This is a genomic window from Methylocaldum sp., from assembly GCF_039794385.1.
In the GTDB taxonomy this organism is placed as follows: Bacteria; Pseudomonadota; Gammaproteobacteria; order Methylococcales; family Methylococcaceae; genus Methylocaldum.
On record NZ_JBDIVO010000093.1, the window covers coordinates 1 to 14,448 of the forward strand.

The following is a 14,448-nucleotide window of genomic DNA, read 5'->3' on the forward strand; positions in this document are numbered from 1 at the left end:
TTTCGGCCGCTTCGTCGCTGCCCTTCACGAACAGATGCACGGTACCGCCGAACAGAATGGCGTCGTTGGTGCGCCCCATGGCTTTGACGAAATTGGGATGAGGCGGCGGAACCGGAGCGGTTCCGGTACCGTCGATGATGTTTCCCAGAGGAAAATGAAGCGAATGGGCCTTGTGCAGGGCGACCTCCAGTACGCGGCCGACGACCTGCATGCCGCCGGCGAGGCTGGAAGTGGGCGTCAGAATGACGTTGACCCCGCTCGTATCCACTTTGCAGGCCTTGGCGATTTTCTCGATCACCTCGACCGGAGGAACCTTGTCGACCTCCATCACGATGGCCGTCTCCTTGCCGTGGTCGCGATAGCCCAGTTCCTTATAAAGCTCTTCGACGGGCTCTTCGTTGCCGTCCTTGACCTTGGTCGCCATCGCACGCGCCGGGCCCGAACCGAGCGCGTAAAAGGCGCTTTTGCCCTCTCCGTGGGACAGGCTCCAGCCGGCATACTGGCTGCCCAGGCAGGAAATTACCGGATTCGTGGAATGGACGTTCACGGTCAGAGGCCAGCGACTGAAGGTTGATGAGTGAGTAAGCGTGACGGTCCCAAGTCCACCCATGCAGATTTCCGCGATCAAGCGCCCCGCCTCCAGACCGCCCACCGCCTCGATACCGGCGTCGATGATGGTGCAGCCGTTTCCCAGCTTGTCGATCTTGAGCCGCAGCTTGTCGGCATTCGCGATCATGTACTTGACGATGGGAAGCGCGTGCGCGTTAACGCTGACAGTGTGTTGCATGGTTACCCTCTTGCCCGGTTCATTGAAGAAAAGGTGATTGTACTAGCCGTACAGTCGTTCGTGCAGCTCGGTTGTCCGCAGCTCGATCAAACGTTCGACGTCGGGACAGTCGGCCCCCTCCGCGCGAACGGTGCACACCGGTTGACCAACGTCGATCAGCGTGCGCGGCACCGGCGTATCCGTACACCAGTCCGGCCAACACATGGTTTCGGACACGTCGAGCTCCCGCGATGCGAAAAAAACCTTGAAGGCCCGGGTGACGCCGCCGGTGTCCGCAGCACCCGGAATTCCCCCTCGGCACGCCCGAATATGTTCGGCCAATAACCCGCGTGAAAAATCCTCATCGTACAAGGCCATGGTGGCACTCGGCCTAGGGTTGATTTCCAGAACCCGGCACACCTCGCCATCGAGCATGAAATCCAGGCTGTTCAGCCCCTTGAGCGGAACCGCTCGGATCAGGCGAGCGACGTACGCCTGCACTTGCCGCCTCTGCTCCGGCCTCAGATCGGCTCGATTGATGGCGCCGGCAAACAAAAACGGCTGATCGACATGACAATCAGCCGTCCACAGCGTGTTGAAACCGATGATCCGCGCATTTTCGCCGTTCGCCAGAAACAGGGCGGACATGGCCTTGCCGGGAAGCCTGCGCTGGTAATAGCCGCTCGAATCCGGTTCCGCTCGGGCACAAAAACGCACACCCTTGCCGCCTTCGCTACGAGCGGACTTCAACAGCCAGTTCTCCGGATCGGGCGGCCACGTTCGGCTGGATTCCGGGTAAGGAATATCGAGCTGCCGGAGCAGATCGAAGAAGGCATCTGGCGTTTTCAATAAACGGAGAATTTCCGGCGAATTGCCGTAGAGCGTCCGCCCTTGCGCAAGTCCTTCCAAAATGCCGGGATCGGCATCCAAACCGCTACTGTAAACCAGAGCGTATCCGAGCTCCGCCGGAGCAAGCCGCTCGGCGGCTCGCAAGACGCTTTCCCGCTCGAAACCTATGTCGGCGCCGTTGACGGCTTCGCAGCGCTCGGAACAGGCGCGTGTTTCCCGATCGGCGAAAAGATCGATCGAGACCGGCCGAATTCCGGCACGCGCCGCCGATTGCGCCAGCATTCTCGCCGAGCAGCCGATCAGCAGCAGGCGTTCCGATAGGTCGCGCAAACTTTCCAATGATCGCTCAATGGCTTCGCCGCCGACGCGCCGCGGCTATAAACGCAACGTCTTTTCGCGCGACGCATCCGTTCGCTCCAACATAACATCCGCGCCTTTGTTGCGGGGGGTGGCCAGCAGAAACCGGAGACCCGCCGTGCCGGCGAACCGCCGCCGCGCCGCGGTGACCAGCGTTTCCCCGCGCGTCGTGTTCTCAACGAGGCAAAAACCGGTCGGCCCCCAGGAGCTCTGACCGATGCCGACGGCGCCCTGAGCTTCGAGAAAAGCCAAGGCCTTGGCGACGCCGGCGCTGGTGAAGCGTCCGCCCTGAGCAGGTGCGAAATAATCGCCCACCGAACGTTGCAACTCCGCGATCACCTCGCCGAAACCTCGGATGTCGCGCTCGACTAATGCGGGCAAGCCTTTCATGAGCAGCAAATGACAGAGATGCGCGGCTTCCTTGGCGGGAAAAACCGGCAAGGCGCGGAAAGCCTCGATCTCGTCCTTGCCGTGCAAGCCCAGATCCCGCTCGTCCAACACCAGAATGAGACGCCAGTCCGCGGGAAATTCCAGGCGAGCGACGACCGGCGGGATGACCGTGTTTTCGCCGCGCCCGCCGTCGACCACCAGGCCGCCCTGCTCGAATACGGCGATACCGATGCCGGAGCGTGCGCCCCGCTCGACAATGGGAGCGAGATTGCGCACCGACAGGTCGAGACCGTAAAGCCGGGACAGAGCCATACCTACGGCCAGTTCGAGCTGCGTGCCGGAGCCGAGTCCGATGTGCCCCGGTATGGCATCCTCGATCCGAATCTCGACCGCGAAATCCTGCTCCAGCGCGGAGACGAACTTGCTGACGGCAGCGATGGCCCGATCCGCGCCGGGTCCGTGCGCGGTCAGCCGATCCGAAGGCATCATCGATAGTCTCGTCGCGATTTCGCTGACACCGACGCCGATACTGCCGAAACGCCGCCCCAAGGACCCGCCCAGATCGAGAAAGCCCATGTGCAAACGCGCCGGAGCGATAACTCGCGCACGAAGCTTGTGGTGGGATGAGGAATTGACTGACATTGGCTAGAACGACTTCCGGAGAGCCGCGGATATTTCCGCTCGAGAAGTAACTGCAAAGGGACATGCTATTGCATGGTCTCCGGTTTGTCGACCTTGGAGCTTATGGAACCAGATCGATCACGCATGAACAGTGCGGGATTAACGCCGACATACGACAGCAATGCCTTTGATAACGGAATGGCATGGATTCTCACATAGAGTTCATAGAGGCGGCTGATTCAGCTCGGACGGAAGGGCGCTGCCGCCGGACAAGATAGGCCGGAAATTGCAGCTATACTTCCGGCTACTGAAAAAAGCAACTCTTCAGGAATAAGAACAACTTGCGGTGAGGACTTCGCTTGTACCGCGCCGCAGCTAGCGCACCTTTCACGAAGGTTAGCCATCGACCATCACTTCGGGGGAAAAGGAATGAGCCTATTTTTGAAAGGTCTGGGACTTGTCTCGGGTTTATTGGCTTGCGCCGCCTGCATCGCGGCTGATCCGCGGCCGGATGGCAATGAGACGACGAGCGGCAGGGCCGTCGAATCCGCGGCATCGTCGCACCAGGGTCTCGATTCCGGCCTGATTCTGAGAAGCTACGGAAAGTTGCCCATGGCCTTCGAGAAGAACCATGGCCAAGCCGACGATGCGGTCGACTTCGTCGCGCGGGGAGCCGGCTACCGAGTGTTATTGATGCATTCGGAAGCGGTCGTCGATTTGGCAGGTAGCCCACTCGAACCTGCACTCGACACACTCCGCATGCGCTTTGTCGGAGCACGCCGGGATGCCGCGGTAGCAGGCATCGACCCACTCCCCGGCAAGACCAGCTATTTCAGGGGCTCCGACTCTTCCAGGCATCTCAGCGGCATCGAAAGTTTTGCCCAGGTCCGCTAGCCGCAATCTATCCCGGCATCGACCTCGTCTATTACGGCAACCAGCGGCATCTGGAATACGACCTGGTTGTCTCGCCGGGCGGCGATCCGGCACAGATCAGGATCGCTTTTGAAGGTCCCGAGCGTATCGAGATCGATGACGACGGAAATCTGGTGCTTCACACCGGAAGCAGGCAATTGATCTTTCAACGGCCGTTCGTCTACCAGCTTGCAGAAGGAGAGAAACGAGCGGTCGAAGGACAGTACGTCCGTATGGCAGAAAACCAAGTTGGCTTTAGTGTCGCCGCCTACGATACGCGAACACCTCTGGTCATTGACCCGGTGCTGAGCTATTCGACCTACATCGGAGGAACCTCGGACGACGCCGGCACTGCCATTGCCGTTGATGCGGCAGGGTACGCCTACGTTGCGGGGTATACGTATTCTTCCAACTTTCCGCTCAAGAATCCTTACGACCGGTCGTTGGGCAACAGCGATAGGGATGTCTTCGTTACCAAGATCGACCCGACGGGATCGGCCCTGGTGTATTCCACCTATCTGGGGGGACGAAACACCTTGGATTGGGCGACGGGTATCGCTGTCGACGAAGCCGGAAACGCTTACGTCACCGGCCGGACCACCGGCAGCGATTATCCCGTGACAAGCGGCGCCTACCAATCGGGCGTGACGGGCGGAGGCGCATTCGTCACCAAATTGAACGCAAGCGGCACCGGGCTCGTATATTCGACTTATGTCCTTGGCGCAACCGGCACCCGCATCGCCGTCGACGCCTCTGGCGCCGCTTACCTCACCGGCAGCGCCAAACCGGATTTCACTACGACTCCGGACGCCTTTCAGCCGACCAGCGACAACACGGGCGGCACCGACGCCTTTGTCGCCAAGCTCAATCCGAACGGCACCGGGATGGTTTACGCGACCTTTCTCGGCGGCAACGGCACCGATGCGGGCAAAGGCATCGCCGTCGACGTTAGCGGCGATGCTTATGTCGCGGGCTCGACGACGTCGGATAACTTTCCTACCGCGAATGCTTTGCAGGCAACGCGTCAGGGCAGACAGGACGGTTTCGTAACCAAGCTGAATGCCTCGGGCACGGCGCTCGCTTTCTCCACCTACCTCGGCGGTTCCATGGACGACTCGGCGAACGCCATCGCGGTCGATACCCAAGGTAGCGCCTACGTGGCGGGAGAAACCTACTCCAGCAACTTCCCCGTCAAGAACGCCTTTCAGCCCACCAAGTCCGGGTACCTTCTCACCAACTCGAGCCTGGGTAATGCTTTCGTCGCAAAGCTCTTGCCGGGGGGAGACGGATTCGCCTATGCGTCGTTTCTCGGGGGCGAAATCTGTACCCGCTATTGCTATTCGGTATTCAACGCCTTCCAGATACGCGGAGACGTCGCCTATGGCATAGCCATTGATGATGTGGGGCATGCGTATGTGACGGGACTTGCCAGCACGTACACATTTCCGCTGATCGATTCGCTTCAGCCCGGCAAACAACAGGACAGTGAAGATTCTCTTTTCGTATCGAAAATCGGCTTGGCCGGGAATGTCCTTCTTTACTCCGCGTTCGTCAGAACCGGCCCCACACCGGGAGGCGATGTGGATGACGGCCTGCCCTCCGGAGCCGGTAACGCGATTGCCGTCGACAGCACTGGCAACGCCTACGTAGCGACGGAAGACGCTGGCGGTTTTGAGACGACTACCGGCGCTTTTCAAACGGCGAACAAAGGTGGTGAGGATGCGGTCGTGTTCAAGCTCAGTGCGCCCTCGGTTGGGATGACTCTCAGCTCATCGGCGAACCCGGCAAGTTCGCGAACATCGACGACACTGACCGCGACTGTTTCCGACCCGAACCTGACCGGCAATGTCTTTTTCATGGACGGCTCGTCGCAATTGGGTAGCGCCCCTCTGAACGGCGGCTCCGCGACTCTCACGACGACGCTGTCGGCCGGGATCCACCGGCTCACCGCCGTGTTCCGCAGCAACCCGATCACCGCAGACTCGGCCTTGCTTCACCTGGTCGTCAATACGGGCCTCGTCTGCAACTGAAGCGATTGAACAGGAACGGGAGAAACCATGTCTCGCCTCATCTATCGTATGGTGTTCTGGCTCGCCGCTGCGGTGCCCCTGACGGCGGTCGCCGGCAAAAACATCGCCCCCACTGTCAGCCTCACCGCACCGCTCAATAGCGCGAGCTTCACTGCCCCGGCCACGATCACACTGTCGGCCACCGCCACCGCCACCGCCACCGACGGCAGCATCGCCAAGGTCGACTTCTATCAAGGCACGACGCTGATCGGCACGGCTACCGGCACGCCCTACACATACACGTGGTCCAATGTACCCGCAGCCAGCTATACGCTTAGGGTCATAGCCACCGATAACCTGGGTGCTTCCGCTATCTCCGAGCCGGTCGTCATCACTGTCAACCGGCCGCCACTAGTGGCGCTTACCGCGCCGGCCAACTGCGGCGCATTCGACACCTCGACCGGCCTCGACCTGAACGCCGACGCCGTAGACCCCGACGGCCACGTGGTCCGGGTCGACTACTATGCGGATGACGTCCTCGTGGGCTCGGTCGACAACCCCTCATCTTATCTGGAGGCCGGCAACGCCTACTGGTTTCATTGGGCCGGCATGTCCGCCGGCACTTATACCCTCACTGCCCGTGCCATAGACAACCGCGGCGCGGTCGCGACCTCCGAACCGGTCATCCTCACCATTGCCCCGGCCAATCAGCCGCCATCGGCATACCTCACTGCCCCGGCGAATGGCGCGGTTTTCGGGACCACCGAACCAATCTCCGTCTCGGCGGAAGCCCAGGACAGCGACGGCAGCATCGCCAAGGTGGAGTTCTACCGTGGTACAACGCTCATCGGCACCGACACCGCGCCACCTTACTCTGTCATTTGGAGCGGCGCCAAATCGGCCGGGCAATATGCGCTGTCGGCCCGCGCTACCGATAACCGCGGGGCGCTGACCGTATCGGCGGTCGTGTCCATTACCATCAGCGCCAACGCGCCGCCTACCGTCAGCCTCACCTCCCCAGCTAACGGCGCGAGCTTCACCGCACCAGCCACGATTAATCTCGCTGCCAACGCCGCCGACTCCGACGGCAGCATTGCACAGGTCGAGTTTTTCAGCGGCTCGACTCGGCTTGCCACGGTCACCACTGCACCCTATGCCTACACTTGGTCCGATGTGCCTGCCGGGAGCTACTCCCTGACAGCAAAAGCCACGGACAACCTCGGCGCGACGGCTACTTCCGCGGCGGCAAGCATCACGGTAGCCGCCCCACCGCCCAACACCCCGCCCACGGTGAGCCTCACCAGCCCGGCGGCGGGCGCCAGCTTCCAGGCACCGGCGACGATCACTCTCAACGCCAGCGCCGCCGATGTTGACGGCAACATCGCCAAGGTCGACTTCTACCAGGGTACGACGATCCTAAGCACAGCCACCAGCGCGCCTTACACGTTCAACTGGACCAATGTCGCTGCGGGCAGCTATACCCTTACCGCCGTGGCCACCGACAACCTGGGCGCAAGCACGACCTCGGCACCGGTGAGCATACTGGTGAATGCGCTCGGGCTCACTATCATGAGCCCCGCCGACGGCGCCACTGTTGCGGGAGATCACGTGACGGTGAGCGGCCGATTCCTCGCGCCCCTCCATTCCGGCATCAGCGTCAATGGCGTAGTAGCCACCCTTGTGGACGGTGATTTCTACGCCTATGACGTGCCGATTGCCACGGAGACTCAAACCCTCACCGCGACGTTAACGACGCTCGACGGACAGACGGTCAGCCAGTCGATCTCGGTCGCCGGCGCACCGGCGCCGGGCGTACTGATACATGCCGAGCCGCAGAGCGGCCTGTCGCCGCTCAAGGTGGATTTCAGCGTGACGAACAACACGGCGAGCCCGGTGCAGAAGGTGGAGGTCGATTGGGATGGAAACGGCACCATCGATTTCACCGCGAGCGTGAACTTCAACCTTACATATTCGACGCCGTGGACCTATCGGACGGCCGTCAAAGTGACATTGGAGGATGGTTCGGTCTTCACCCAGAGCTTCCCGATCGTGGTGCAGGATCCGGAGCAAACGGATCAAATGTTCCAGTCCCTGTGGACCGGCATGAACAGCGCCCTGATTGCCGGGGACAAGATAACGGCGCTGAACTATCTGAGTCCTCCGGCGCGAGCGAAGTACGGACCGGTGTTTGATGTGCTTATGCCGCATATGGCCGAAATCATCGGCAGCTATACCGAGCCCCAGTTAGGAAGCTATGCCGAAGGCATGGCTGAGTACGCGATCGGCCGCACGATCGATGGCGTGAACCACGTCTTCCTGATCTATTTCCTGCAAGATCCCAGCGGGATCTGGCGCCTGGATTCCATGTGAGGTAAAGCCCGATGAAAACCCTTTTCATGACCTGTCGCTTGCTTCTTGTCCTCACGTCGCTATCACTGCCGGCCTGCGCCAAGACCTATTCGGCCAAGCCGATTACCGCAACCGTGGTCGACGCCGAGACTTGGGAGCCGCTCGAAGGCGTTAATGTCGTGGCGGAGTGGATATTGCACTATCCCACTTGGCGGAGTGATGGCTCCCTGGAAGTTGCCGAAGCGGTGACCGATAAAAAAGGGCAGTTTCATATTCCCGGCTGGGGACCGAAAGCGGTTCCCAGTCATTTGCCGCATGGCACGAGACTGGGAAATATAGACCCAGGGCTTTACTTTTTTAAGAGTGGCTATCGGGTTCGCGCCCTAGACAACAGTCGTCGGCAGCCGGAACGGCTTCTGCCCAGGAACGACATCCCCGTGCGCTATTCCGACTGGGATGGCAAGCTCATCTGGCTGGAGAAGTTCAAGGGCAGCCTGCAAGACTACGCGAGCATGGTCAAGTCCGCTTCCGGTTTTCATTTCCAGGACTGCAAATGGGTGAAGTTCAGGCGGTGGCTGATGGCGATGTTCCGGGAAGCGGACAGGCTGAATGCGGCCGGAGTGAGCGGAGTGCGCAACAGCACCATCGATTACCGATGGTGGTCCTCAAGACGCGATAAGAACGAATGTGGCCGCTTAGAAGAAATCTTCTCGGAATATCTGAAATGAAACGGCAGACGATACCCGCTTTGGCCTTGGCGGCGCTGGTGAATGCTTGGCAGACACACGCGTATGAGATTCCGGCCCACGGCGAATTGTCGAGCGCAGCATCCGACAAATCCATGCTGGCCGACCAGTCCGTACTGCGGAATCTTGGGCTTGACGCCACCCAGAAATTTCCCGCGACCCAAGGTGACGATTCGGAGGAGTTCGTGAATTGTAAGCACGGTGAATCTTATCTGATAGGGGAACTCATCGCCTGTGGCGCCCAGTTCGAGGACGTGCCGAACGACCGCAGTACGAACCACTTCTTCGATCCGGCTCATAAATCAACGCTTTTTCCGGATGGCGCGCCGCTCACCGTTCTGCCATTTCCTACGGGGAGAGGATGGCGTTTGGATTTCATGTGAGGACTGGTCATGAAAAATTTCCTGCTTCCCATCTTGACTGCGCTGCTGTTGCCCCTGCAGGCCTGCGCGACGAAATACTCGACGGAGCCTATTCAGGCGCGGGTGGTCGACGCCGAAACGAAACAGCCGCTAGAAGACGTGAACGTGGTGGCGAACTGGCAACTGGAAGGGGGCCTTGAAGGCGGCACCAACCTGGGACAGATGATGGTGATGGAAACCGTCACGGACAGTGCCGGGCAATTCAGTTTCCCGGCCTGGGGGCCGAAGGCGATACCGAGCGGATATCCGTTGGAGTACCAGAACGCCCGGTTGAAAGATATGGATCCCCAATTGCTGTTGTTCAAAAGCGGCTATAAGTATCTAGCCCTCTATAACCGCAAGACAGCGGAGCAAATGCGCGGCAAAGGGCCTTCCGTCAGAACGTCCGATTGGAACGGGAAGACTATCGAGATGCGAAAGTTTAAGGGAAATCTTGAAGAATACGCGGGAGAGCTTTCTTATCTAAATATCCTCTTGGAGAATGTGGCGGTTCTTTATCCTACAGAGCTTCCTCAGAACCCCTGCAAATGGAAAAGAATTCCATTGGTGATACTGGCTACTGGCAAGCAAAATGAAGTCTTTAAGGCTAACCATATCCGTTTCCGGACTTTGGGGTTATATGACCGGTTGCTTTCGAACGAAAAGTACTATTCAGAAAAAGGGTGCGGATCGGTCAAGGCATTTTTCAGGGAGTATGAAAAATGGAGCTCAAATGGCGAATTTTTTCGAACCGGCACACTAACGGCCTACATATCCTGGATGGGACTTTATGAAACTTGGGCTTGCTGCCCCTACGGGCAAGATTTCCTCGATGAATGAGATAGCAAAATGAGCAAGTTCCGATTCCTGTTACTGGCGTTCGTGCTGATTTCTTTGCTGGGCTGCGGCGCGCCTTTCTACATCGCCGACCCGATCGAGGCGCGGGTGGTGGATGCCGAGACGAATCAGCCACTGGAAGGCGCGAACGTGGTAGCGAACTGGCAATTGGTGGTCGGCAGCCTCGATGGTGAGCGTGATAGAGGCCAGCTCGAAGTAAAGGAAACCGTCACGGACCAGGCCGGCCGCTTCCACTTCGAAGGCTTCACTAAGCTCAATCCGATGCTGTACGAACTGCGCGATCAAGACCCTCGAATCATCATCTTCAAGCCGGGCTACGAGTGGAAGATGATCACAAACAACTATCCAGGGGCTGGGACGAAAACGCCAGGCATTCATCGCAAATCGTGGGTGAGCGGGCGAACTATAAAGTTAGCGAAAGCGGATCCCGTTGTTACTCACACAATGATCAAGATTTTCTACGGTGGATTGTATTCATATTTGGTAGATATTGTGGAAGATTGCGAGTGGAAAAAAATACCGCTCATGATCTTGGCCATGGATGCTGAAAAAAAACGCCTCAAGGCAATTGATCCACAGGCCGATATTGAAGTTTGGTCAATTGGTCTCCTTGATCAATATAAAGGAAGATGCGGATCGGCGGATGAGTTTTTCAAGGAGTATGCCAAATGACAATAAAATCGTTCTTCTTTATATTTATAGCCGCTATATTGGCATGGGTGATTCCGGCCTGTGGATACGAAGTAGGGACGCATACGACAATGGCAGCTTATGCAGCACAAGATTCGATTCTAAGCAAACTTTCGACGCTAAAACAGCTTGGGCTGAAAGGCGTAGACCTCTACGATGAGAGCCAAAAATTCCCTAATTCAGACACGTTGTTAGGCTTTGGCGTTAGCAACCTGATGACCATTAGCGCACTGATACAGCATGGTGCCGCTTTCGAAGACAATCGCCGCGATATCCAGGCGCTCTATCACTTTTTTAATCCAGTAAATGGGCAAGGCTTGACGGTGGACGGCTGGATGCCGGGTGCGCCCTCTCCGAATTGGGCGTTGGAGGATATCCAGGATTTCAGCACGGACCAGCCGTTTTCTTACAAGAAAGGGCGGCAGTATTTTTATAACGCGCTGACCAAGCCTGACAAGGCGGAGCGGGGCAAGAACTGGGGCTTGACCTTCCAGACGCTGGGGCACGTTATCCACCATTTACAGCACATGGCCCAACCCCAGCATGTGCGCAACGAACCGCATTGCGATGGACTGATTTGCGCATTTCCCGGCTATTTCCTGGGCCTGTGGAATCCAAGCCTCTACGAGAAGTGGACGCTGAGAAATCCCCCGGCCAATATGTGGTTCACCACTTATGCTCCGGTATATTCCGCCGACGATACCGGCAATTTCACCACGCCGCGCCAGTTCTGGACAACTACTGAAGGAAACGGCACCGGGGGAAACGGCATCGCCGAATACACTAATCGAGGATTTTTTTCCTCCGGGACGCTTTTCAGCTCGGAGGCACTTCCTTCTCCGACATTGTCTTCCTTGATGAAGGGACAGCCCCTTGATGTCGTAACTGTGTGCGCAGAGGCCGAGGCGCAAGGGCGGCCTCCTTGCCCTCCCGCCATCTCGGGTGAGATTACCTTCTTTGCAAACACCGTCACAGATAGTCTCCGGCCCAGCGAAACCAGGGACAATCCACGGGCAGCGAGCTATTCGCTATTCGATCCAGAACTAGAAAAGAAAGGAGTGGCTCCTGTCTTTGCGCTGAACCGCTTTGACTTGGATTCTGCCCACGAGTTCCTCATCCCCCGCGCTGTCGCCTACTCCGCCGGCCTCATCAATTACTTCTTCCGGGGTAAGATGGAAATCTCCCTGCCCGACGAGGGCGTCTACGGCGTCGTGGATCACTCGGTCGAGAAAGCGAAGAACACGGACGGCTTCCGCAAGATCAAGCTTAAGTTGAGAAACGTCACGCCCGCCGTCACTGGAGTGGAACCCATGGGAGCGCCGGGCAAGCTCCAGGCCGTGGCCAAGTTTCACCGCAACAGCTGCTATCAGCCGGACCTGTCGGGGGAATACGGCGCCGAGGATGAAAATAATGCCAGGATTAACGACTGAAAACAGTGCCGCTCGGAGAACGAAGACATCGTCGTCTCGGAGGAGACCGACGTGCCCGCCGGCATCAATGCCGACGCGCAGCCGGTTACGTTCCTCTTCCCGACTCCCATCCCCATCAACGCCACGGACCTCTACCTGCAAGTCGTCTATCGCGGCCCGTTAGGGCAGGAGGAAGACGCGGTGGCGGTCGCCACCAAGGACATCGCCGAACCCGACTTCCAAATCGGCAGTTACAATACCATGGAGCAATATTTATGGGGAGGGTTGCCTTTTGGGTTATACCCTTTCAAGCAGTACTATTGTGACCAGATCCTCAAGGTCGATTATGATACCTGCAAGTACCGGTATCGATTCTCCGCTTACTTTCGTTTTGTACCCCCGACGAATTTCGATCCCGCCAACCCGGTTGAGACGTATGCCGCGACGGCAGCGATCGAAGGCGTTCTGGTGAGCCGGTATGGACGGCTCGCGGTGCTGACCGACCCAGGGTCTTTTTCCGCCTATTGGATGAAAATCTTTCCGGAAGGGTATCCGGCAGGGTCCACTCCGGATCTCAGTTCAGAACCCTCTCTTCATACGTATACATACACTGCGACAATCAACCAACTCGATCCGGAAACCAATACTATGGATTCCACCCCGTACCGCGAGAAACGGGGAATCTATGGCGCTCAGGCTATATACGAAACATTAAGCGACACTAACCTCTCCGAACCCCCACCGCTAATAAACCCGCTCGATCCCGTGCCTGCGCGGGTAAATTATTGATCCATGCGGGATCCCATTCATGAAACCCGGACTCGAGCCGCCCCTGATTACCCTGGTGCTCGCGCTACTCCCGCTATTCCACGACGCTGCCGGACGTGAAAATCGCAAATCCGGAAAAGCATTTTGCCGAGAAAAGCAGGTCGAGAAAGAGTTCGAGGCGAAGCGGAAAGCCCTGTATACAATCCAGAATGCCCTGCAAACCCTCAAGAACACCCAGCCCAACCAATACGTTGCCGATTATCAAAATTATCTGAAGAGCTTGGAGCGGCTCGCGCACGGAAAACGGGGCCAAAAAGATAAAGGGGGCAGACCCCTTTGTAAATTCGCGCGCGAGTACTTCTACCAGGCGCTCACCTCGCCGCCGTTGCCGGACCGGGAGGACAACTGAAGCAAGCTGTTTCAGACTTCGGGCGGCATCCGGCAGCCCGCTTCCGTGTGAAGGAGCGCCCATGGAACTACCCGGCATCATTTTGTACTTATATCTTCTTCTCACCGCACTATCGCTGCCGGCGTGCGCCAAGACCTATTCGGCCAAGCCGATTACCGCGACCGTGGTCGACGCCGAGACCTGGGAGCCCTTGGAGGGCGTCAACGTGGTGGCGGACTGGGTACTGTACGACCCTGCGTGGCGAAGTACCGGAGAGTTGGAAATAATAGAAGCGGTCACGGACGAGCAAGGTCAGTTCCATATCCCCGGCTGGGGACCGAAAGCGGTTCCCAGCCACTTGCCGTATGGCACGAGACTGGGAAACGAGGATCCAGCGCTGCAATTCTTCAAGGGTGGCTATCGGATTCGCGTCTTGGTCAATAGTCGGCAGCCGGAACGGCTCCGGCCCGAGAACGACATCCCCGTGCGCTATTCCGACTGGGACGGCAAGGTCATCAAGCTGGAAAAGTTCAAGGGCACTTTGGAGGATTACGGGAAATATATTCATGACCCAATGCAATATATGGGTAGTGGAATTCCCTGCCCAAGGAAAAAAATGCCGCGTTGATCAAGGAACGAGAACGTCTCGATAGCTTGGGTATCCATAACACCAATCTTCCTTCCCTACAGGCCATGGAAAACTACTTCAGCTTTGAAAATTGTGGTTCCGCCAGGGAATTCTTCCGGGAGTACCTGCAATGAGCAGACTAACTTCCAAGCTGTTGGGCGTGGCGTCGGCAACTATGGCGGGCGCATCGGCTTTCGCCTATGAAATGCCGACTCACCGTGTGCTATCTGAGCAGGCGGCAGCAAAGTCCAGACTGAGCCAACCCGATGTCCTGGCTGATCTGGGGCTCACCAAACCCATCACTGAT

The 14,448-nt window shown here is 58.1% G+C and carries 15 protein-coding genes; 11 read left to right on the plus strand and 4 right to left on the minus strand.

From position 1 onward, the window contains the following. The 3 genes from mch to ABJK70_RS10235 all read right to left on the minus strand — a co-directional run. Positions 1–787 (minus strand): methenyltetrahydromethanopterin cyclohydrolase (gene mch / locus ABJK70_RS10225; RefSeq protein ID WP_347257933.1); only part of this gene is annotated, 787 nt, incomplete at its 3' end. A gap of 42 nt (positions 788–829) precedes the next feature. Next, positions 830–1,945 carry an ATP-grasp domain-containing protein gene (locus ABJK70_RS10230; protein ID WP_347257934.1) on the minus strand — a complete coding sequence of 372 codons (1,116 nt, stop codon included), beginning with the start codon at positions 1,943–1,945 and terminating at the stop codon, positions 830–832. A gap of 45 nt (positions 1,946–1,990) precedes the next feature. After that, positions 1,991–3,004, minus strand: a complete 1,014-nt coding sequence (locus ABJK70_RS10235) for a beta-ribofuranosylaminobenzene 5'-phosphate synthase family protein (protein ID WP_347257935.1) — start codon at positions 3,002–3,004, stop codon at positions 1,991–1,993. A gap of 408 nt (positions 3,005–3,412) precedes the next feature. Here ABJK70_RS10235 and ABJK70_RS10240 point away from each other — a divergent pair, with 408 nt between their 5' ends. Next, positions 3,413–3,877: a hypothetical protein gene (locus tag ABJK70_RS10240; protein ID WP_077732054.1), complete on the plus strand. Its 465-nt coding sequence runs from the start codon at positions 3,413–3,415 to the stop codon at positions 3,875–3,877. Here the strand turns inward: ABJK70_RS10240 and ABJK70_RS10245 are convergent. Then, positions 3,874–4,065 (minus strand): hypothetical protein, encoded by a 192-nt coding sequence (locus tag ABJK70_RS10245; protein WP_139841037.1) that lies wholly within the window; start codon positions 4,063–4,065, stop codon positions 3,874–3,876. The genes ABJK70_RS10240 and ABJK70_RS10245 overlap by 4 nt on opposite strands. 63 nt (positions 4,066–4,128) lie before the next feature. Here ABJK70_RS10245 and ABJK70_RS10250 point away from each other — a divergent pair, with 63 nt between their 5' ends. From ABJK70_RS10250 to ABJK70_RS10295, 10 genes are all read left to right on the plus strand, one after another. Further along, positions 4,129–5,925 carry an SBBP repeat-containing protein gene (locus ABJK70_RS10250; protein ID WP_347257936.1) on the plus strand — a complete coding sequence of 599 codons (1,797 nt, stop codon included), beginning with the start codon at positions 4,129–4,131 and terminating at the stop codon, positions 5,923–5,925. Between the two features lie 27 nt (positions 5,926–5,952). Further along, on the plus strand, positions 5,953–8,274 hold the full coding sequence (locus ABJK70_RS10255; protein WP_347257937.1) for an Ig-like domain-containing protein: 2,322 nt from the start codon (positions 5,953–5,955) through the stop codon (positions 8,272–8,274). Positions 8,275–8,285: 11 nt separating this feature from the next. Beyond that, complete coding sequence (locus ABJK70_RS10260) at positions 8,286–8,981, plus strand: hypothetical protein (protein ID WP_077732058.1); 696 nt, start codon at positions 8,286–8,288, stop codon at positions 8,979–8,981. Continuing rightward, positions 8,978–9,382: a hypothetical protein gene (locus ABJK70_RS10265; RefSeq protein ID WP_077732059.1), complete on the plus strand. Its 405-nt coding sequence runs from the start codon at positions 8,978–8,980 to the stop codon at positions 9,380–9,382. The genes ABJK70_RS10260 and ABJK70_RS10265 overlap by 4 nt, the downstream gene beginning before the upstream one ends. Before the next feature lie 9 nt (positions 9,383–9,391). Next, the gene (locus ABJK70_RS10270; RefSeq protein ID WP_347257938.1) at positions 9,392–10,240 is read left to right on the plus strand and encodes a hypothetical protein; all 849 of its coding nucleotides are present in this window, start codon (positions 9,392–9,394) and stop codon (positions 10,238–10,240) included. A 9-nt stretch (positions 10,241–10,249) separates the two neighbouring features. Continuing rightward, the gene (locus tag ABJK70_RS10275) at positions 10,250–10,930 is read left to right on the plus strand and encodes a carboxypeptidase-like regulatory domain-containing protein (protein WP_086133699.1); all 681 of its coding nucleotides are present in this window, start codon (positions 10,250–10,252) and stop codon (positions 10,928–10,930) included. Beyond that, complete coding sequence (locus tag ABJK70_RS10280) at positions 10,927–12,378, plus strand: hypothetical protein (protein ID WP_347257939.1); 1,452 nt, start codon at positions 10,927–10,929, stop codon at positions 12,376–12,378. The genes ABJK70_RS10275 and ABJK70_RS10280 overlap by 4 nt, the downstream gene beginning before the upstream one ends. A 51-nt stretch (positions 12,379–12,429) precedes the next feature. After that, positions 12,430–13,146, plus strand: a complete 717-nt coding sequence (locus ABJK70_RS10285) for a hypothetical protein (protein ID WP_347257940.1) — start codon at positions 12,430–12,432, stop codon at positions 13,144–13,146. Between the two features lie 19 nt (positions 13,147–13,165). Continuing rightward, positions 13,166–13,534 carry a hypothetical protein gene (locus tag ABJK70_RS10290; RefSeq protein WP_077732064.1) on the plus strand — a complete coding sequence of 123 codons (369 nt, stop codon included), beginning with the start codon at positions 13,166–13,168 and terminating at the stop codon, positions 13,532–13,534. A gap of 61 nt (positions 13,535–13,595) precedes the next feature. Continuing rightward, positions 13,596–14,141: a hypothetical protein gene (locus ABJK70_RS10295; protein WP_156881133.1), complete on the plus strand. Its 546-nt coding sequence runs from the start codon at positions 13,596–13,598 to the stop codon at positions 14,139–14,141. The last annotated feature ends 307 nt before the right edge of the window (positions 14,142–14,448 follow it).

Bases quoted from the DNA above. Each gene is read 5' to 3' on its own strand.
- ABJK70_RS10270 (WP_347257938.1), top strand. From the start codon at position 9,392: ATGAAAAATTTCCTGCTTCCCATCTTGACTGCGCTGCTGTTGCCCCTG.
- ABJK70_RS10240 (WP_077732054.1), top strand. From the start codon at position 3,413: ATGAGCCTATTTTTGAAAGGTCTGGGACTTGTCTCGGGTTTATTGGCT.
- ABJK70_RS10280 (WP_347257939.1), top strand. From the start codon at position 10,927: ATGACAATAAAATCGTTCTTCTTTATATTTATAGCCGCTATATTGGCA.
- ABJK70_RS10295 (WP_156881133.1), top strand. From the start codon at position 13,596: ATGGAACTACCCGGCATCATTTTGTACTTATATCTTCTTCTCACCGCA.
- ABJK70_RS10255 (WP_347257937.1), top strand. From the start codon at position 5,953: ATGTCTCGCCTCATCTATCGTATGGTGTTCTGGCTCGCCGCTGCGGTG.
- ABJK70_RS10290 (WP_077732064.1), top strand. From the start codon at position 13,166: ATGAAACCCGGACTCGAGCCGCCCCTGATTACCCTGGTGCTCGCGCTA.
- ABJK70_RS10250 (WP_347257936.1), top strand. From the start codon at position 4,129: ATGGCAGAAAACCAAGTTGGCTTTAGTGTCGCCGCCTACGATACGCGA.
- ABJK70_RS10265 (WP_077732059.1), top strand. From the start codon at position 8,978: ATGAAACGGCAGACGATACCCGCTTTGGCCTTGGCGGCGCTGGTGAAT.
- ABJK70_RS10260 (WP_077732058.1), top strand. From the start codon at position 8,286: ATGAAAACCCTTTTCATGACCTGTCGCTTGCTTCTTGTCCTCACGTCG.
- ABJK70_RS10235 (WP_347257935.1), bottom strand. From the start codon at position 3,004: ATGTCAGTCAATTCCTCATCCCACCACAAGCTTCGTGCGCGAGTTATC.
- ABJK70_RS10275 (WP_086133699.1), top strand. From the start codon at position 10,250: ATGAGCAAGTTCCGATTCCTGTTACTGGCGTTCGTGCTGATTTCTTTG.